At 71.4% G+C, this 18,042-nt stretch carries 16 protein-coding genes; 5 read left to right on the top strand and 11 right to left on the bottom strand.

Annotated elements, in window-relative coordinates; all coding sequences use genetic code 11:
* The first annotated feature begins 8 nt into the window (after positions 1–8).
* On the top strand, positions 9–1,361 hold the full coding sequence (locus QHG49_RS10975) for a hypothetical protein (RefSeq protein ID WP_301489126.1): 1,353 nt from the start codon (positions 9–11) through the stop codon (positions 1,359–1,361).
* A gap of 56 nt (positions 1,362–1,417) precedes the next feature.
* Here the strand turns inward: QHG49_RS10975 and QHG49_RS10970 are convergent, their stop codons facing one another.
* Entirely contained in the window at positions 1,418–1,861 is a 444-nt protein-coding gene (locus QHG49_RS10970) for a MarR family winged helix-turn-helix transcriptional regulator (RefSeq protein WP_159705317.1), read from the bottom strand.
* A 105-nt stretch (positions 1,862–1,966) separates the two neighbouring features.
* On the opposite strand from QHG49_RS10970, the gene QHG49_RS10965 reads away from it, so the two are divergent.
* Complete coding sequence (locus QHG49_RS10965) at positions 1,967–2,974, top strand: FUSC family protein (RefSeq protein WP_301489123.1); 1,008 nt, start codon at positions 1,967–1,969, stop codon at positions 2,972–2,974.
* Here the strand turns inward: QHG49_RS10965 and QHG49_RS10960 are convergent.
* Complete coding sequence (locus QHG49_RS10960) at positions 2,961–3,563, bottom strand: YceI family protein (RefSeq protein ID WP_159705323.1); 603 nt, start codon at positions 3,561–3,563, stop codon at positions 2,961–2,963. The genes QHG49_RS10965 and QHG49_RS10960 overlap by 14 nt on opposite strands.
* Before the next feature lie 400 nt (positions 3,564–3,963).
* Here QHG49_RS10960 and QHG49_RS10955 point away from each other — a divergent pair, with 400 nt between their 5' ends.
* Positions 3,964–5,559 (top strand): acyl-CoA carboxylase subunit beta, encoded by a 1,596-nt coding sequence (locus QHG49_RS10955; protein ID WP_301489122.1) that lies wholly within the window; start codon positions 3,964–3,966, stop codon positions 5,557–5,559.
* Between the two features lie 35 nt (positions 5,560–5,594).
* A complete protein-coding gene (locus tag QHG49_RS10950; protein ID WP_145485630.1) occupies positions 5,595–5,786 on the top strand; it encodes an acyl-CoA carboxylase subunit epsilon in 192 nt (63 codons plus the stop codon).
* 64 nt (positions 5,787–5,850) lie between these two features.
* On the opposite strand, the gene QHG49_RS10945 is transcribed toward QHG49_RS10950, so the two are convergent.
* The 9 genes from QHG49_RS10945 to QHG49_RS10905 form a co-directional block, all read right to left on the bottom strand.
* A complete protein-coding gene (locus QHG49_RS10945) occupies positions 5,851–6,159 on the bottom strand; it encodes a hypothetical protein (RefSeq protein ID WP_301489119.1) in 309 nt (102 codons plus the stop codon).
* Positions 6,160–6,236: 77 nt separating this feature from the next.
* Entirely contained in the window at positions 6,237–6,827 is a 591-nt protein-coding gene (locus QHG49_RS10940) for an ATP/GTP-binding protein (RefSeq protein WP_085566719.1), read from the bottom strand.
* Positions 6,808–7,404 carry a DUF742 domain-containing protein gene (locus QHG49_RS10935; protein WP_145485628.1) on the bottom strand — a complete coding sequence of 199 codons (597 nt, stop codon included), beginning with the start codon at positions 7,402–7,404 and terminating at the stop codon, positions 6,808–6,810. Before QHG49_RS10935 ends, QHG49_RS10940 begins: the two co-directional genes overlap by 20 nt.
* 94 nt (positions 7,405–7,498) lie before the next feature.
* On the bottom strand, positions 7,499–7,912 hold the full coding sequence (locus QHG49_RS10930; RefSeq protein WP_004983065.1) for a roadblock/LC7 domain-containing protein: 414 nt from the start codon (positions 7,910–7,912) through the stop codon (positions 7,499–7,501).
* Positions 7,913–7,922: 10 nt separating this feature from the next.
* The gene (locus QHG49_RS10925; protein ID WP_301489091.1) at positions 7,923–11,189 is read right to left on the bottom strand and encodes a nitrate- and nitrite sensing domain-containing protein; all 3,267 of its coding nucleotides are present in this window, start codon (positions 11,187–11,189) and stop codon (positions 7,923–7,925) included.
* A gap of 416 nt (positions 11,190–11,605) precedes the next feature.
* A complete protein-coding gene (locus QHG49_RS10920; RefSeq protein ID WP_145485626.1) occupies positions 11,606–12,181 on the bottom strand; it encodes an ATP/GTP-binding protein in 576 nt (191 codons plus the stop codon).
* Positions 12,162–12,560 carry a DUF742 domain-containing protein gene (locus QHG49_RS10915; RefSeq protein WP_037654659.1) on the bottom strand — a complete coding sequence of 133 codons (399 nt, stop codon included), beginning with the start codon at positions 12,558–12,560 and terminating at the stop codon, positions 12,162–12,164. The genes QHG49_RS10920 and QHG49_RS10915 overlap by 20 nt, the downstream gene beginning before the upstream one ends.
* Before the next feature lie 111 nt (positions 12,561–12,671).
* Complete coding sequence (locus tag QHG49_RS10910) at positions 12,672–13,085, bottom strand: roadblock/LC7 domain-containing protein (protein ID WP_023546525.1); 414 nt, start codon at positions 13,083–13,085, stop codon at positions 12,672–12,674.
* 9 nt (positions 13,086–13,094) lie between these two features.
* The gene (locus QHG49_RS10905) at positions 13,095–17,225 is read right to left on the bottom strand and encodes a nitrate- and nitrite sensing domain-containing protein (protein ID WP_301489085.1); all 4,131 of its coding nucleotides are present in this window, start codon (positions 17,223–17,225) and stop codon (positions 13,095–13,097) included.
* A 582-nt stretch (positions 17,226–17,807) separates the two neighbouring features.
* Here QHG49_RS10905 and QHG49_RS10900 point away from each other — a divergent pair.
* Positions 17,808–18,002 carry a hypothetical protein gene (locus QHG49_RS10900; protein WP_145485625.1) on the top strand — a complete coding sequence of 65 codons (195 nt, stop codon included), beginning with the start codon at positions 17,808–17,810 and terminating at the stop codon, positions 18,000–18,002.
* Positions 18,003–18,042 lie beyond the last annotated feature (40 nt).

Here is an 18,042-nt window from a genome sequence, read left to right as displayed (position 1 = left end):
GTCGAGACATGAAGGCCGTCCCGCGGACCCGAAGCCTCCCCGCCCTGCTGCTCGCCGTGCTCGCCCTGGTGCTGGCGACCAGCCTCGCCCCCGGGGCGAGCGCGGACACCGGCGTCTCCACCATCGCCCGCGCCCTGCGCGCCGGCCCGGTCTACGTCGACCCGGCGGCCTCCGCCCAGCTGTCCCGCGCGGACGCCGACGCGCTGGCGAAACGGATCAAGGACGCGAACAAACCGCTGTTCATCGCCGTCCTCCCGGCCGGCTACCCCACCACGAGCCTCTTCGCCGACCTGCGCGCCGCCACCGGCGTCACCGGCCTGTACGGCATCCGGCTCGGCGACCGCTTCGACGCCCGCGCCGACGCCTCCGTGCTGTCGGCGACCGCCCGGCAGAACCTGGTGACCAGCGTCCGCGGCGAGAGCGCCAAGGCCCAGCTCACCGACTTCACCGACCGGGCCCTCGCCCACATGGGCGGCCGCGCGCCCCGCAGCTGGCACGCCGCCGGCAGCGGGAGCGGCTCCGGAGTGGGCCTGATCGCGGTCGCCGCGGTGCTGGTGGCGGGTGCCGCGGGCGCGTACACGCTGGTACGGCGGGGCCGGCGGCGGCGCGAGAAGGAGCAGCGGGCCGCCCTGGAACGGCTGCGGGTGGTGGTGGACGAGGACATCACCGCGTTCGGCGAGGAACTGGACCGCCTCGACTTCCACCCGGCCGAACCCGGCGCGGACGACGCGATGCGCGGCGACTACGAGCGCGCCCTGGACGCCTACGAGAGGGCGAAGCAGCGGATGGCCGAGGCGGGCCGGCCGGAGGACGTCCGGCCGGTCACCGAGACGCTGGAGGACGGCCGCTTCAGCCTCGCCCGGCTGGCCGCGCGCCGCGAGGGCCGCCCGCTGCCCGAGCGCCGGCCGCCCTGCTTCTTCGACCCGCGCCACGGCCCCTCCGTCGCCGACGCCGCCTGGACCCCGCCCGGCGGCGCCCCGCGCGAGGTACCGGTCTGCGCCGCCGACGCCACCCGCCTCGCCGACGGCCGCGATCCCGTGGTGCGCGAGGTGGACACGGAGTACGGCCGCCGCCCCTACTGGGACGCGGGCCCCGCCTACGGTCCCTGGGCCGGCGGCTACTTCGGCGGCGGGATCCTCCCCGGCCTCCTCTTCGGCACCCTGCTCGGCACCATGATGTCCACCCCCTCGTACGCGGCCGACTACGGCGCCGGGTACGGCGACTTCGGCGGCACCGACTTCCAGGGCGGCGATGTCTCCGGCACCGACTTCGACCCCGGCGACTTCGGGGGCGGGTTCGGCGACGGCGGGGGCTTCGGCGGGGGAGACGGGGGCGATTTCGGGGGCGGGTTCGGGAACTGAGGCGCACCCGTAAGGGGCGGCCCGGTAGGGGGCGGGTCTCCCGCAGGGGGCGGCGGTCAGACCTCCGTGCCCGGTATCTCCATCGACCCCACCCGCTCCAGCAGCGCCGCCGCCAGCGTCAGCACCCCCCGCTCCGTCTCCCCGAGCGTGCTCAGGGCCGCGGCGAGCCAGATGTCCCGCTCGGCCATGTCCCGCTCCAGCGCCCGCCGCCCCGGCTCGGTCAGGGTCAGCACGGACTGCCGGCGGTCGCCCGCGTCCGGCTCCCGGGCGATCAGCCCCTCCGCCTCCAGGTCGGCGAACACCCGCGTCAGCGACTGCGGCCGCTGCCGCTCCCGCGCCGCGATCCGCCCCGGCGTGGCCGGGCCGTGCGCGTGCAGATGTCCCAGCACCGCGAGCTGATTGGGGCTCAGGCCCCCCTCCCCGCGCTCCTGCCGCAGCCGCCGGTTGACGCGGACGACGGCACGGCGGAGAGCGGCGGCATCGGCGAGATGATCATCCATGCGCAATATCGTACGCAATCGCTTATCAAAGAACCGACTCTCAGGCTCTATTCTCGGCCAGTGCGTCGAATACTGATACGCAACGCTTATGAAGCAGTCGGGACGATGACGGCGGTCCTGCTCTCCTGGGCGGCCGCCCTGTGGCTGGAGGGCGCGGCCGGGCTGCACACGGACTCCGTGGTCCTCGCGGTCGCCCTCACCCTGACCCTGTCCCGGGGCGGATGGTCCGCCGATCGGCGCGGCCGGCTCACCGCGCTCGCCCTGCTGCCCCTCGCGGCGGCCGGGTGCGCGGGCCTGTCCCGGCTGCTCCTCGCCCACTACTGGCTCGGCGCGGCCCTCTTCACCGCCGCCCTCGCCCTCGCGATCTGGATCCGCCGCCACGGCCCCGCCGCCACCCGCGCGGGCACCCTGATCACCCTGCCGCTCATCGCCCTGCTGATCGTCCCCGGGCCCACCCTGCCCCCCGGCGCCCGGCCCGAGGCGGTGAACTGGGCCTGGTCCGCGCTGATCGGCGCCCTGGCCTGGGCGAGCGTGCTGCTGGTACGGACCCTGGCCGGCCGGTGCCTGCCGAGCCCCCAGGCCCCTGAATCCCCCCAGCCCCCAAAACCCCGCCGCGCGGCCACGTCGCGCCCGCGCCCCAGCACGCGGATGGCCGTACAGATGGCGGCCGCGATCGCCGCCGCGTTCACGCTCGGACGGCTCCTGTACGACGACCACTGGCCCTGGCTCGTGCTCACCGCGTACGTCGCGGCGAGCGGCAACCGGGGGCGGGACGACGTACTGCGCAAGGGAGTTCGCCGGTTCCTCGGCGCCTGCGCGGGCACGCTGCTGGCGACCGGCGTGGCGGCGTGCGGGCTCGGCGGGCGTCCGGCGGTGGTGGCGCTGTTCGGCGTCCTCGCCGTGGCCCTGTGGCTGCGCCCGCTCGACTACGCCTTCTGGGCGGCCGGCATGACCACCGCCCTCTCCCTGCTCCTCGGGTACTTCGGCCAGAACGCCACCGAGCTGCTGCCGACCCGGCTGTCCGCGATCGCGGCGGGAGCGGTGCTGTCGGTGGCGTCGGCGTGGTGGCTGCTGCCGGTGCGGCGCCGCCGGCCGGTGCTCACGCGTTCTTGATCGCGGAGATGTCGAAGTTGAGCTTGATCTTGTCGGAGATCAGCACCCCTCCCGTCTCCAGCGCGGCGTTCCAGGTCAGGCCCCACTCGGAGCGCAGCAGCTCGGACCTGCCCTCGAAGCCGGCCCGCTCGTTGCCGAACGGGTCCTTGGCGATGCCGTTGAACTCCAGGTCGATGGTGATCGGCCTGGTGACACCGAGCAGGGAGAGGTCACCGGTGATGCGGTAGTCCTCGCCGCCCAGGGACTCCGCCTCGGTGGAGCGGAAGGTCATGGTCGGGAACTCGTCGATCTTGAAGAAGTCGGCCGACTTCAGATGGCCGTCGCGGTCGGCGTTGCCGGTGTCGATGCTCGCCATCGTGATGTCGAGCGTGGCCGTGGACTTGGCCGGATCCTGACCGTCCAGGTGGAGGCTGCCGGTGAAGTCCTGGAAGCTGCCGCGCACATTGGTGACCATCGCGTGGCGGGCCACGAACTCGATCGTGGTGTGCGCGGGGTCGATCGTGTAGTCGCCGGTCACCGCGGCCAGATCGGGGCCGGCGCCCCGCGCGGGGGTGGCGGTCGTGCTGTCCTTGCGGCCGAAGATGCCCATGACGTCCTCCTGGAGCCATTCTGTTTAACGTTCAACGAATCCGACGACTCAGACCGTAGACCCATTCCGTTCGGTTTTCAACCTCATCCGCAGCGTGGCGCGTCAATGACTCAAAGTCACTATGCGCGTCCGTGGCGAGATGCGCATACGGTGGGGGCCGGGACGCGGCTGAGGGCCGTCCGAGGGGTGGTGTCACTCCAGGGATGGCATGCCCGTTCCCACGAATGCGGGATGGTTCCCCAGTGTCGCCCTTGTTGGGTTCCCACAACGCAAGCCGCCTCTGAGCAGTTGGAATGGCTGCACTTCGCCATGGTTCTGTTCACTCGCACCAGGAAAACGGGCGTGAGACTGTACGGAGTCGACGGCTCGCTTTCCTTGGTGTCCTTCGTAAGGTCGCTACATGACCGTTTTGGAAGAGACGACGGGTGAGCCGACCGGCGAGCCGACGGACGCGCGCGGACGGGTCGCCGAACTGCACGACATCCGTGCGCAGGCCGTGGCCGGCCCCAGCGAGAAGGCGACCAAGGCGCAGCACGCCAAGGGCAAGCTGACGGCGCGGGAGCGGATCGAGCTGCTCCTGGACCCGGGTTCCTTCCAGGAGGTCGAGCAGCTGCGCCGGCACCGCGCGACCGGCTTCGGCCTGGAGGCCAAGAAGCCGTACACCGACGGTGTCGTCACCGGCTGGGGCACGGTCGAGGGCCGTACGGTCTTCGTGTACGCGCACGACTTCCGGATCTTCGGCGGCGCGCTGGGCGAGGCCCACGCCACCAAGATCCACAAGATCATGGACATGGCCATCGCGGCCGGCGCGCCCCTGGTCTCCCTGAACGACGGCGCGGGCGCCCGCATCCAGGAGGGCGTCAGCGCGCTCGCCGGGTACGGCGGCATCTTCCAGCGCAACACGAAGGCCTCGGGCGTCATCCCGCAGATCTCCGTGATGCTCGGCCCGTGCGCGGGCGGCGCGGCGTACTCGCCGGCCCTCACGGACTTCGTCTTCATGGTCCGCGAGACCTCGCAGATGTTCATCACCGGGCCGGACGTGGTCAAGGCGGTGACGGGCGAGGAGATCACCCAGAACGGCCTGGGCGGCGCGGACGTGCACGCCGAGACCTCCGGCGTCTGTCACTTCGCGTACGACGACGAGGAGACGTGCATCGCCGAGGTGCGCTACCTCCTGTCGCTGCTGCCGCAGAACAACCGCGAGAACCCGCCGCGCACGGAGTGCTCCGACCCGGCCGACCGCCGCTCCGACGTCCTGCTCGACCTGGTCCCGGCCGACGGCAACCGGCCGTACGACATGACCAAGGTCATCGAGGAGATCGTCGACGACGGCGAGTACCTGGAGGTCCACGAGCGCTGGGCGCGCAACATCATCTGCGCCCTCGCCCGCATCGACGGCCAGGTGGTCGGCATCGTCGCCAACCAGCCGCAGGTCCTCGCGGGCGTACTGGACATCGAGGCCAGCGAAAAAGCTGCGCGCTTTGTCCAGATGTGTGACGCTTTCAATGTTCCGATCGTGACCTTCCTGGACGTTCCCGGGTTCCTGCCGGGCGTCGACCAGGAGCACGGCGGGATCATCCGGCACGGCGCGAAGCTGCTGTACGCCTACTGCAACGCCACCGTGCCGCGGATCTCGTTGATCCTGCGCAAGGCGTACGGAGGTGCCTACATCGTCATGGACTCCCAGTCGATCGGCGCCGACCTCACCTACGCCTGGCCCACCAACGAGATCGCCGTGATGGGCGCGGAGGGCGCGGCCAACGTCATCTTCCGCCGCCAGATCGCCGAGGCCGAGGACCCCGAGGCCATGCGCTCCCGCATGGTCAAGGAGTACAAGTCCGAGCTGATGCACCCCTATTACGCCGCCGAGCGCGGCCTGGTCGACGACGTCATCGACCCGGCCGAGACCCGCGAGGTGCTGGCGAAGTCGCTGGCGATGCTCCAGACCAAGCACGCCGACCTCCCGTCCCGCAAGCACGGCAACCCCCCGCAGTAACCCAGCGGACATCTCTCTTACGGAGACCGACACCCATGAGCACTGCCGACATCCGCGTCGAGAAGGGTCACGCCGACCCCGAAGAGGTCGCCGCCATCACGGCCGTCCTCCTCGCCCGCGCCGCCGCCCGCCCCGCCGAGCCGACCCACCACCGCCCGCACCCCAAGGCCGGCTGGCGCCGCCTGGAGCGCGAACCGGGCTTCCGCGCCCCGCACAGCTGGCACTGACGCTTCGGGCCCGTGAACACCGAGAGCCGCCGCCCCTGTCGGGGTCGGCGGCTCTCGTCGCATGTCAGTCCCGTACCGTCCAGAACTTCGTACCGGCGGCCGGCGGCTCCGTGGGGACCCAGCCACTGCGATCCGCCCCCGGGCGCCAGTCCGGCACATTCCTGCCGTAATACATCACGAACGACCAGAACCGTTCGTCCTCATGCAGGACGATGCAGTCCTCGTCGGACAGGTCCTGCCGGTGCCAGTGCGCGTTGATCCGGGCGACGGCCTCGGCATACGGGATGCCGATCTCCGTGACCATCTCGTCCGCGATCGAGTCGAGGAGTTCCCGCGTCTCCGGCGAGGTGGGCATGATGAACGTCGTGGTCATGGGCCCGCTTTCCCGTTCGACAGGGGCCGGCGACCCATCGGGTCGCCGGCCCCTCATGGCGTACAGATCAGCGGCCGCTATCGCAGACGCGCCATCAGCGCGTGCTCCACGAGCGTGATGAGCGTCGACTTCGCGTCCGCCCGATGACGTGCGTCCGTCGTGATGATCGGGGTGTCCGGGCCGATCTGGAGTGCCTCGCGGACCTCGTCCGGGTTGTACGGCTGGTTGCCGTCGAAGCCGTTGAGGGCGATGACGAACGGCAGGCCGCTGTTCTCGAAGTAGTCGACGGCCGGGAAGCAGTCGGCGAGCCTGCGGGTGTCGACGAGGACGACCGCGCCGATCGCGCCGCGCACCAGGTCGTCCCACATGAACCAGAAGCGGTCCTGACCCGGTGTACCGAACAGGTACAGGATGAGGTCCTGGTCGAGGGTGATACGGCCGAAGTCCATGGCCACCGTGGTGGTGGTCTTGTCCCCGGTGTGGGTGAGGTCGTCGATGCCGGCCGAAGCGGACGTCATGACGGCCTCGGTGCGCAGCGGGTTGATCTCCGAGACGGCGCCGACGAACGTGGTCTTGCCCACGCCGAAGCCGCCCGCCACCACGATCTTCGCGGAGGTGGTGGAGCGACTCTGAGAAACCGGCCCTCCGCTAGAGCTTGCGAAGTCCACTGAGCACCCTTTCGAGCAGTGTCACGTCTGGCTGGCCACCGGCGTTCTCGTCGCCGCCGGGCTGATGGATGGCGACCAGGCCCGCCTCCGCCAAGTCGGCGACGAGGATCCTGGCCACGCCGAGGGGGATCGTCAGCAGGGCCGAGACCTCGGCCACCGACTTGATCTCCCGGCAGAGATTGCAGATCCGCTGATGCTCGGGCAGTTGACCCTGCATCTGGTGCGGAGCCGCGGTGGTGTGCACCAGCGCCTCGATGGCGAGCTGGTAGCGCGGGCGGGTCCGGCCACCGGTCATGGCGTACGGACGCACCAAGGGGTTGTTCGCCGCGGGCGCCGGCTCGGCGCGGCGCTGCGGCTGGACCGGCTGGATGCGCGGGGCAGGCGGCTGGTCGTACGGCGAGGGACCGGGTCCCTGCGGCCGGTCGTACGGCGAGGGGGCGGGATGCTGCGGGGCGTAGGGCTGCCGGTGGTGCGGTGCGGAGGGGAAGTCGTACGGGTTCGCCGAGCCGTCGCCGTGGCCCTGGGCAGGGCCGTACGACCAATTGCCCGAGGGCGAACCTCCTGGGGGTGTTGCCACTTTCTCCTCCTCCGACTGCGTCGGGCACCCATCCGTGTGGAGCCGCGTCCCGAAACCTTAAGGCCCCGGGACACGAATACGCACCGTCCGATTACTAGTTGAGAAGGCTGCCCTGGAGCTCCGCGCGGAGATCCGGGGTGAGGACCGTGCCCGCGCGGTCCACCAGGAGGGCCATCTCGTACCCGATGAGACCGATGTCCGCCTCCGGGTGGGCCAGGACGGCGAGGGACGATCCGTCCGAGATGGACATGATGAAGAGGAATCCCCGCTCCATCTCCACAACCGTCTGGTTGACGCTGCCGCCCTCGAAGATGCGCGAGGCACCGGCGGTCAGCGAGGTCAGACCGGAGGCGACGGCGGCGAGCTGGTCGGCGCGGTCACGGGGGAAGCCTTCGGACATCGCCAGAAGGAGTCCGTCGGCGGAGACCACCACCGTGTGGGACACCCCCGGGGTGTTGTCCACGAAGTTGGTGATCAACCAGTTCAGGTTCTGTGCCGCCTGGCTCATCGGGCTCACACTAACGCTCCTGGTTGTAGGTGCTGTCAGGACCACTGTGCTGATTCCCAGTGGCCTGGCCGTTCGTTTCACTGCCTGCGGTGCGTCCGCGCTGGACGCCTCGGCGCAGGTTGCTCAGCCTGCCCCGGACGTCCTCCGGGGCGCGGGAGACCTGGGGGCCTCCCTGGGGGGTGGTTTCGGCGCTGCCCTCGACCAGGTTGGCCTTGGGCACCCGCCGCGGCAGCCCGGAGGCGGTGACCCCGCCGGCCTTGGGCTTGCGCAGCTGGGAGGCCTGCTGCCAGCGCTCGTCGTTCGCCGAACGCCAGTCGTCGTCTTTGTCGCCTTCGTCCGCCGAACGCCGTTCACCGTCACCGGTGTTCTCCGGTGCGGCGGCCGACGCCTCCTGCTGCGCGGGGGCCGCGCCGTCGAAGCCGTTCGGGACGGATCCCCGGCGGGGCAGCCCGGCGTCGGTCAGCTCGTGCGCGGCGGGGGCGAACGCTCCGGGACTGTCGAAGCCTACGTGGTTCTGCGCACCCGTGTCGGCCGGCGCGGATTCCGTTTCCGGAGCGTAATGGGCCGGGTAGCCGTTCTGGTAGGCGCCCTGCTGCTGCCAGTCGCCCTGGTAGACGGGCTCCGCATAGCCGTTGGCCGGGTAGCCGCCGTTCGCCGGGTAACCCTCCGCGCCCGGCAGTTCACCGTCGTGGGGGTAGTACTGCCCGTCGTACGACCGCTCGTAGGACGCGGACGGCGTCTCCGTGTACGGCTCCTGGTACGCCTGATCCGGGTACGCCTGCTCCGGGTACGCGTGCTCCTGGTACGCGGCCTCCTGGTGGGGAGTCTCCTCGTACGGCTGCTGCGGCTGCTCGGGGAAACCGGTGCCCTGGCCGTCGAACGGCGGCTGTGCGTAGGTCTCGCCGGTGTCCTGGCGCGGCTCGGCCTGCTGCGGCCGGCCGTTGCCCTGCGTGTCCAGGGCGGCGCGGCGCCCCTCGCGCAGCAGCGAGCGGCCGACCGGGTCCAGCTCCCGGATGTCGTCGGGGACCTCGGTGTACTGGCTGTCGTCGAAGCCGAGTTCGGCGGCCGTGCGCAGCGGCTGCGCCGCCGGGCGCTCCGCCTGGAACTGCTGCTCCGGGATGATCTGCGAGACCGTGAACTCCTCGCGCTCCAGCGCGGTGTCACCGCCGCCGCCGTGCGTGATCGCGTCCGGCAGCATGACCAGCGAGGTGGTGCCGGCCTGCTCGCCCGAGGGACGCAGCTGGACCCGGATGCCGTGCCGGTCGGACAGCCGGCCGACCACGAACAGGCCCATGCGCTGGGAGATCGCGGCGTCCACGGTCGGCGGGTTGGCCAGCTTGTGGTTGATGTCCGCGAAGTCCTCGGCGGTCAGGCCGATGCCCTTGTCGTGGATCTCGACCATGACCCGGCCGTCGGGCAGCCGGGTCGCGGTGACCTTGACCTTGGTCTGCGGCGAGGAGAACGTGGTGGCGTTCTCCAGCAGCTCGGCCAGCAGGTGCACGAGGTCGGTGACCGCGCGGCCGTGGATCTCGGCGTCCGGGACACCGGACAGCTCGATGCGCTCGTACTGCTCCACCTCGGAGGAGGCGGCGCGCAGCACGTCCACCAGCGGGACCGGCTGGTCCCAGCGGCGGCCGGGCTCCTCGCCGGCGAGGACCAGGAGGTTCTCGCCGTTGCGGCGCATACGGGTGGCCAGGTGGTCCAGCTTGAAGAGGTTCTCCAGCTGGTCCGGGTCGGCCTCGTTGTTCTCCAGGTCGGTGATCAGGGTCAACTGGCCCTCGATCAGCGACTGGTTGCGCTGCGACAGGTTGGTGAAGATCGCGTTGATGTTGCCCCGCAGCAGGGCCTGCTCGGAGGCGAGCCGGATCGCCTCGCGGTGCACCTGGTCGAAGGCGCGGGCGACCTCGCCGATCTCGTCCTTGGTGTGGATCGGGATCGGGGCGACCCGGGTGTCGACCCGGCCGGGGTCGGTGCGCGAGAGCTGGTCGACCAGCATCGGCAGGCGCTGCTCGGCGATGCCGAAGGCCGCGTTGCGCAACTGGCGCATCGAGCGGCTCATCTGCCGGGCGACCGCACCGGCCAGGAGGAAGGCGAGCAGCAGGGCGATGACCACGACGGTGCCGGTGATGATCGCGGAGGTGCGGGCGTCGTCGGCGATGCCGGACGCCTCGTTCACGGCCTTGTCGGCCATGTCCGACTCGATCTTGCGGTACGCCTTGTACTTGAGCGTGTTGACCGCGAACCAGTTCTGCGCGCTGACACCGTTCGCGGCGAGCGCCTCGCGGGTGGCCGGGCTGGTGTCCTTCATGGTGGCCAGCGCCGAGACCATGGTGTTCGGGTTGCTCGGCGGCGCCACGTAGTTCGGGTCGTCCAGCTTGGCCTGCGCGGCCTCGGCCCTGGCGTCCGCCGTGACCTTCTTCTGCGCGTCGGCCAGCACCTGCGAGTCCTGCGCGGTGCCGCCGCCCTGATACTCCTCGATCGCGATGCGCTCAAGGTAGGCGTACGAGGACAGGGCGACCCGCTGGGTGGACAGGTTCGGCGCGTCCGGACCCGGCTTGACCAGCAGATGCGTGCCGATGGATCGTTCCAGCGACAGCGCCGCCTTGGTCAGCGACATGGCGTAGACGGTACGGCCGTACGAGGTGATGTTGCCGGTGCCCAGACCCAGCTCGTTGGCGAACTCCATCAGGGGGTGGGCGACCTCGACGTACGCCTCCTCGGTCTGCACGCCGGTGAGCTTGGAGGTGTAGGCGGTCTTGCGCAGGACCTGGATCTCGGGCTCGGCCTGGCGGAACAGCTTCAGCCGACGCTCCAGACCGGGCGTGTGCGGCATGCTCTTCGTCGCCTCGGTGAAACCGGCGGCGGCCTCGTCGGTGGTCCTGCGCGCGTTCTCGATCGTCGCCTTGCTCTTGCTGTCCTTCTTGTTCAGAAGGAGCGGCTCGGCGGTGATGTCGCGCTCGTTCTCCACGGCGTCCGCGTAGACGAGGGCCGCGCGCACCAGCCGGGCGGTGTTCTCGGCGTCCCGGGCCTGCTGCCAGGTGTCGATGGAGCTGTTCACCTGGAAGCCGCCCATGACCAGGCCGACGGCCGCGGGTATGAGCAGGATCGCGTTCAGTCTGGTGGGCACCCGCCAGTTGCGCGGGGAGAAACGGCCACCGCTCGGCGCGGGAGTGTCCGCCGGCTCCGCGCCCGACGCCGGGGCGGGCGCCGCGGCGCGCGGCGGCGGGGTGAAGTTGCCCCGCGCCGACGGCTCGGGACCGCTCTTGCTTCGCCTCACTCGACCAACAACCTCTCGGCGGTCGGCACCTACGTCGTGCCGCAGTCTCTCAGAGCCCGCTCGGCCGACGGCGACGCAGTACGTCAGGGACCATGGGGCAGTTCAGGCATTCCAGCACGTGGACCAGCGCACTTCCAAACAGTGGAAACCTTGTGACCGTTTGGTTGTAAGCGAGAGATAAAACGGTCATAAAGAGCGAGCCCCGCCAAAAGGCGGGGCAATCGTGCGCGCAGCGGCATCGGGTGACCGCGTCGCGTGGTGGACTCGGACGATTCCTCTGCCGAACTGTTATGAACACCGCGGCCGACCGTGGCAAAGGCCACAGTCGGCTCCGCCGGGCCTCGCGCACCCCCGTACGGCAACTGCCGTACGGGGCGTCGCACTTGAGTGCTACCGCGCGCGGTGACCGCGACCGGTCACCGCAGTCGCGCCATCAGCGCGTGCTCGACCAGCGTGATCAGCGCGCTCTTCGCGTCGGCGCGGTGCCGGGCGTCGGTGGTGATGATCGGGGTGTCCGGTCCGATCTGGAGTGCCTCGCGGACCTCGTCCGGCGTGTACGGCTGGTGGCCGTCGAAGCCGTTGAGGGCGATGACGAACGGCAGGCCGCTGTTCTCGAAGTAGTCGACGGCCGGGAAGCAGTCGGCGAGCCTGCGGGTGTCGACGAGGACGACCGCGCCGATCGCGCCGCGCACCAGGTCGTCCCACATGAACCAGAAGCGGTCCTGACCCGGCGTACCGAACAGGTACAGGATGAGGTCCTGGTCCAGGGTGATACGGCCGAAGTCCATCGCCACCGTGGTGGTGGTCTTGTCCCCGGTGTGCGTGAGGTCGTCGATGCCGGCCGAGGCCGAGGTCATCACGGCCTCGGTGCGCAGCGGGTTGATCTCCGAGACGGCGCCGACGAACGTGGTCTTGCCCACGCCGAAGCCGCCCGCCACCACGATCTTCGCGGAGGTGGTGGCCCGTCCCGAGTCAGAGCTTGCGAAGTCCACTGAGCACCCTTTCGAGCAGCGTCACGTCCGGAGCGCCGCCGTTGTTCTCGTCCCCGCCCGGCTGGTGGATGGCGACCAGGCCGGCCTCGGCCAGGTCGGCGACCAGGATCCGGGCCACTCCCAGTGGCATGTTCAGCAGCGCGGAGACCTCGGCCACCGACTTGACCTCACGGCACAGGTGGCAGATCCGCTGGTGCTCGGGAAGCAGCCCCATGAGCGCGGCGGGGTCGGCCGTGGTGCTGATCAGCGCCTCGATGGCGAGCTGGTAGCGCGGCCGGGTCCGGCCGCCGGTCATGGCGTAAGGCCGCACCAGCGGCTGGTCGCCCTCGTCCCCGTACGGTTCCGCATACGGATCGTGATGGGCGGTGGGCGGGGTCATGGATCCTCCGGGCGGGACAGCAAGTCGGTCAGTCAAGCCGCCTGACGGGGCCGGTGGGGGGTTTGTGGCGGCCGGACGGTGTTTTGGTGAGCTGGGTGGTGCCGGGGCCGGTCAGTGAAGCAGACTGCCCTGTAGTTCGGCGCGCAGGTCCGGGGTGAGGACCGCCCCCGCGCGGTCGACGAGCAGCGCCATCTCGTAGCCGACCAGGCCGATGTCGCACTCCGGGTGGGCCAGTACCGCGAGGGACGACCCGTCCGAGACGGACATCAGGAAGAGGAACCCCCGCTCCATCTCCACGACCGTCTGGGCCACGGTGCCGCCCTCGAAGATGCGCGAGGCACCGGCGGTCAGCGAGGTCAGACCGGAGGCGACGGCCGCCAGCTGATCGGCGCGGTCCCGCGGGAAGCCCTCGGACATCGCCAGCAGCAGGCCGTCGGCGGAGACCACCACCGTGTGGGACACCCCGGGGGTGTTGTCCACGAAGTTGGTGATCAACCAGTTCAGGTTCTGTGCCGCCTGGCTCATCGGACTCAACTAACGCTCCTGCTGGTGAGTGGGGCTCGGGTGACTGCCCGTCTGGCCGGTACCGGCCTGACGACCCTGGGCGATGCCCCGACGGAGATTGGTCAGCCGGCCGCGTACGTCGTCGGGCGCACGGGAGACCTGCGGACCAGCTTGGTGCTGTTGCTGCTGAGCCGTGCCCGGTACGAGGTTCGCCCGGGGCACCCGGCGCGGCAGGCCGGACGTGGTGATACCGCCCGCGGCGGGCTGGCGCACCCGCTCCGCCTGCCGCACGAGTTCGTCGTTCGGCGAGGCACGCCACGAGCCGGTGGCGGCGGCCGCGTCGCGCTGCGCGGCCTGCGGCTGCTGCGGCGGCTGCTGCTGTTCGGCGGGCGCCCCCTGCGGCTGGCCCTGCTGCTGGCCGGCCGCGCCGTGGAACCAGTTGGTCTCCAGCGTGTCGAACAGCGGGGTACGGCCGTCACCGGGACCGCTGGCCGGCGGCAGCGCCTCCGGCTCGCGCACCGGGCGCTCCTGGTGGGCCGGCACCTGCTGCGGGGCCGGCGGGCGCGGGGCGCCGAAGTCGTCACGGGCGGGCGGCTGCGGGCGCTCGAACTGCCCGGTGTGCGCCGGGTCGGCGTGGCCGGGCAGCGCGTGCTGTCCGGTGCCGCTGTTGTCGTAGGCACCCGGGGCCGCGTACCGGCCGGTGTCCTGGGCGGGCTCCTCCGGGCGGGCCGGCGTCCCGAAGACGTCCGAGCGCACGAACGAGTTGTCGTCCTGCTGCCCGGCCGGGGCGTTGTACTGCCCCGGCTGCTGGAACTGGCCGGTCTGCCGGCCGGCGTCGGGATGCTGGAACTGCCCGGTCTGCTGCGGGAGTTCGGCCTGCGGGAACTGGCCCGTGTCCTGACCGGCGTACCGGCCCGGGTCTGCCTGCGGGAACTGCCCGGTGTGCTGCGGCGCCTCCGGCCGCGGGAACTGGCCGGTGTGCTGGCCCGCGTCCGGGCGCTGGTACTGGCCCGTGCTGTCGGGCCGCGCGAACTGGCCGGTGTCCTGGGGGGATTCGGGGCGCTGGAACTGGCCGGTGTGCTGGCCGGCGTCCGGACGCTGGTACTGACCCGTGGTGTCCGGCCGCTGGAACTGGCCGGTCTGCTGCGGCAGTTCCGGGCGGCCGTACTGGTCCGCGCCCTGGGAGCCGGGCAGTTCGGGACGGCCGAAGTCGCCCGTGGGGGCGGGGCCGTGCGGATCGATCCGCGGCATCTGCGCGGTCGAGCCCGGGCCCTGCCGGTCGTCGATCGCCGGCATCTGCGCGGTCCCCGAGGGGTCCTGCTCGTCGTGGCCGCGCGGGGTGTCGAGGGAGGACCGGCCGTCGTTCCAGTCCTGGCCGCGCCGGGAGTCGCCGCCGGGCAGCTCGGCCCGCGGCCCGCCGCGCGGCGGCAGCTGGGGCTGGCGGCCCTGGTCGGCGCCGCCACCGGCGCCGCGCTGCGAGCCGCGGCCGCCGAACAGGTCCTGCTGGGGACCGGCCGGGTTGGCGGCCTGGAGGCCCTGGGGCGCGGCCGGGTTCGCGGCCTGGAGGTTCTGCGGGGCGTTCGGTGCCTGGGCACCGAAGCCGGGGGCGGCGCCCCGCTGCGGACCGCGCGCGCCGCCGGGGGCACCGGCGGGAGCGCCACCGGGCGCGCCCAGACGGCCGCCCTGGCCGTTGCCGGGCAGCGCGGCCCGGGGACCCTGGCCGGCGCCGACCTGGCCGCGCGAACCGCTGCCGCCGGAACCGAGCAGACCACCGCCGCCGCCCGGGGCGCCCGCGCCACCGCGGCGGGCCGCGGCCGCACCGGCGGCGGCCTGCGCGGCGGCCGGACCGCCGACCGCGCCGGGACCGCCGGCCTTGCCGGGAGCCTTCTTGCCGCCCTGGGCGACGTCCACGGGCAGCATGACCAGCGCGGTCGTGCCACCGGAGTCGGACGGGCGCAGCTGGATGCGGATGCCGTGGCGCTGCGAGAGCCGGCCGACCACGAACAGACCCATGCGGCGGGAGACGGAGACGTCCACGGTGGGCGGCGAGGCGAGCCGCTCGTTGATCGCCGCGAGGTCCTCGGGGGAGAGGCCGATACCGGTGTCGTGGATCTCGATCAGCACCCGCCCGTCGGGCAGCGCGTGACCGGTGACCTTGACCTTGGTCTGCGGGGAGGAGAACGAGGTGGCGTTCTCCAGCAGCTCGGCGAGCAGGTGCACGAGGTCGTTGACGACCCGGCCGGCGACCTCGGTCGTCGGCACGGAGGCCAGCTCGATGCGCTCGTACTGCTCCACCTCGGAGGCGGCGGCGCGGAGCACGTCGACCAGCGGCACCGGACGGGTCCAGCGGCGGCCCGGCTCCTCACCGGCGAGGACGAGGAGGTTCTCGCCGTTACGGCGCATACGGGTGGCGAGGTGGTCCAGCTTGAACAGCGAGGACAGCTGGTCCGGGTCGGCCTCGCGGGACTCCAGTTCGGAGATGAGCGACAGCTGGCGCTGGATCAGGCCCTGGGAGCGGCGCGAGAGGTTGGTGAACATCGCGTTGACGTTGCCCCGCAGCAGGGCCTGCTCGGCGGCGAGGCGGACCGCCTCGCGGTGCACGTCGTCGAAGGCCGCGGCCACCTGGCCGATCTCGTCCCGGGAGTGCACACCGACCGACTCCACGGAGGTGTCCACGTCCTGCGGGTCGGACTCGGAGAGCTGCTTGACCAGCTCGGGCAGGCGTTCCTGGGCGACCGTGGTGGCGGTCTCCTGGAGCCGGCGCAGCGAGCGGATCATGGAGCGGGCCACGACGAACGCGCCGACCAGCGAGACACCGAGCACCAGCAGGATCAGCACACCGGAGATGATGGCGTCGCGCTGGGTGGCGCTCTTCAGCTCGCGCGCCTTCTGCTCCATGTCCTCGAGCAGCGTGTGCTCGATCTTCTTCATCTGCTCGATCTTGGTCGAGCTGTCGTCCACCCAGTCGCGGTAGGAGCGCGCGGGCAGGTCGGACAGGCCGCCGCGCTGCGCGAAGGCGCGCTTGGCGTAGGTGTCCGCGGACTCGATCGTCGGGTTGTTGCCGCCGTCGATCGGCTTGAGCAGCTCCTCCGCGTTCTGACTCGCGTAGATCTTGCGGAAGATCGCCAGCTCGGAGTTCTCGCTCTCGTACGCCGACTCGCCGTACAGGCGGTCGTTCTCCGAGAGGTCGGCCTTGCTGGTGGTGGTCGAGGGCAGCGCCGCGGCGATGGTCGCGCGCTGCACCGACGCGTACTCCTTGGCGGTGGAGAACGCCGCCAGGGCGCGGGTGCGCGAGATCATCTCGGGGTTGCTGGACGCCTCGGCCATGTCCTGGGACAGGTCGATCAGCTGGGTGATCAGCCGGTGGTACGACTCGATGGTCTGGGTCGAGTTGCCCGTGGACTCATAGGCGGACCGGCGGATCTTCGCCAGGTCGTCCAGCTGGTTGGCGAGGCCGACGAGCGCGTCGCGCACGCCCTGGAGCTGGCCGTCCTTGCTGGCCTCGTCGATCTGCTCGGAGGCGTCGAGGAAGTTGGCGCGGGCCCGGTCGGTCTTCTGCTGGTAGCCCTTGACCGTGTAGTCGCTCGCGCTGAGCCCGTGCGAGAGGGGACCGGCGGACTGGTCGCGCTCCTCCTGGAGCGCGGCGGCCAGCTCGGTGGCCTGCTTGGTCATGTCCGTCAGCAGCTTCATGTTGTCGAGCTGCTGGATGTCGTTCAGGTTCTCGTTGATGCGCAGGCCGCCCAGCGAGGTCGCCGCGACCACGGGGAGCGCGAGCAGCGAGACCAGACGGGTCGAGATGCGCCAGTTGCGCAGGGCCATGCGGGAGCCGGAACTGGCCGGCGCCGGCGCCGATTTCGCGGCCGGGGCGGGCTTCGCGGCCGACGCGCCGCCCGCGGGCTTCCCGGGGCCCTTGCCCGAGCCGGAGGCCTTGCCCGAGCCCTTGCCCGAGGCGGAGCCCTTGCCGGAGTTCTTGCCGGAGGCGGAGCCCTTGCCGGGGGAGGCCGAAGCGCCGGGGCGTGCGCGGTCGGGGCCCTCGCCGGGCGGGGTTTGGCCCGGGTTCTGGGCGTGCTGGGGAGAGGCGCTGCCCTTCATGGGGCCAGTCCCGTCGTGCGGCTCCGGCTCCGCCGAAGCGCTGCCATCCCTCTTGAAACGTCCCTGCACTAGCGTCGCAACCTCTGGACCAGGCGTCCCTCCGCGCGAGCGGTGGAACACGGTGTCGGCGTCGTGGAAGGCGCCCTGAAAACGCCCCCCGGTGGTCTTGAGTGACCGGCGCTGGTTCCCCCTTGTCTCGCCGCCACTCGGCGCTGCGTTGCGCCCCTGCGCGCCGGGTCGATCCTGCGGCGGTCCGTGGAATTCCAGCACAGTGGCGGATCTCCAACAAGGGCCGTGTGCCGAGCTGTGACAACCGTGACAGGGTGTGCATGTCGGGTCACCAGTCGTGGAAGTCGATCTCATCCATAACGGACGTATCCCTGCGAGTTGCCGCCCGGTGGCACGTGTCCCAGTCGCCATGATCGGCAGCGGAATGAGTGCTTCCAGCACTCAATGTCCGTTTCGTTAGGGCGGGTTGTAGGCCGGAATTGACCTGTTTGTCCCCGTGTTGGTGAGCAAAATCACATAACCATCAGGGCAGGTTGGCGAGTTGGTCAGGGAATCGGATGTTTAGCCTGACGCTTTACATGAGGGGCGTATCTGTCACCCCGCACTGTCACCCGCCGACACAGGACTAGGACGCGTACAACCGTGAAGACGACGATGATGTTCCGCAAGATAGCCAACCCGCGACGCACGACCCTGGCGCACCTCGACGACGCCGGCGAGCTGCAGACGCCCGCGCTGCCGGAGCAGTCCGTCGAACTCCCCGCCCAGACGGCCAACCCCCGGCGCACCATCCTGATGGACCTCCCCGAGGCCGTGGCGGCCACCGCCGGCGAGTGACGGCCGAGGCGGCCGAGGCACCCCGGGACGCGGCCCGGAA

Source organism: Streptomyces sp. WP-1, assembly GCF_030450125.1.
GTDB classification, from domain to species: domain Bacteria; phylum Actinomycetota; class Actinomycetes; order Streptomycetales; family Streptomycetaceae; genus Streptomyces; species Streptomyces incarnatus.
Note: the sequence above shows the minus strand (reverse complement) of the source record. Positions and strands in the feature narration are given on the sequence as shown.

Excerpts from the sequence above, each read along its gene's own strand:
- QHG49_RS10950 (WP_145485630.1), top strand. The coding sequence starts at position 5,595 with ATGAGCACTGCCGACATCCGCGTCGAGAAGGGTCACGCCGACCCCGAA.
- QHG49_RS10910 (WP_023546525.1), bottom strand. The coding sequence starts at position 13,085 with ATGAGCCAGGCGGCACAGAACCTGAACTGGTTGATCACCAACTTCGTG.
- QHG49_RS10915 (WP_037654659.1), bottom strand. The coding sequence starts at position 12,560 with ATGACCCCGCCCACCGCCCATCACGATCCGTATGCGGAACCGTACGGG.
- QHG49_RS10970 (WP_159705317.1), bottom strand. The coding sequence starts at position 1,861 with ATGGATGATCATCTCGCCGATGCCGCCGCTCTCCGCCGTGCCGTCGTC.
- QHG49_RS10930 (WP_004983065.1), bottom strand. The coding sequence starts at position 7,912 with ATGAGCCAGGCGGCACAGAACCTGAACTGGTTGATCACCAACTTCGTG.
- QHG49_RS10945 (WP_301489119.1), bottom strand. The coding sequence starts at position 6,159 with ATGACCACGACGTTCATCATGCCCACCTCGCCGGAGACGCGGGAACTC.
- QHG49_RS10955 (WP_301489122.1), top strand. The coding sequence starts at position 3,964 with ATGACCGTTTTGGAAGAGACGACGGGTGAGCCGACCGGCGAGCCGACG.
- QHG49_RS10975 (WP_301489126.1), top strand. The coding sequence starts at position 9 with ATGAAGGCCGTCCCGCGGACCCGAAGCCTCCCCGCCCTGCTGCTCGCC.
- QHG49_RS10960 (WP_159705323.1), bottom strand. The coding sequence starts at position 3,563 with ATGGGCATCTTCGGCCGCAAGGACAGCACGACCGCCACCCCCGCGCGG.
- QHG49_RS10965 (WP_301489123.1), top strand. The coding sequence starts at position 1,967 with ATGACGGCGGTCCTGCTCTCCTGGGCGGCCGCCCTGTGGCTGGAGGGC.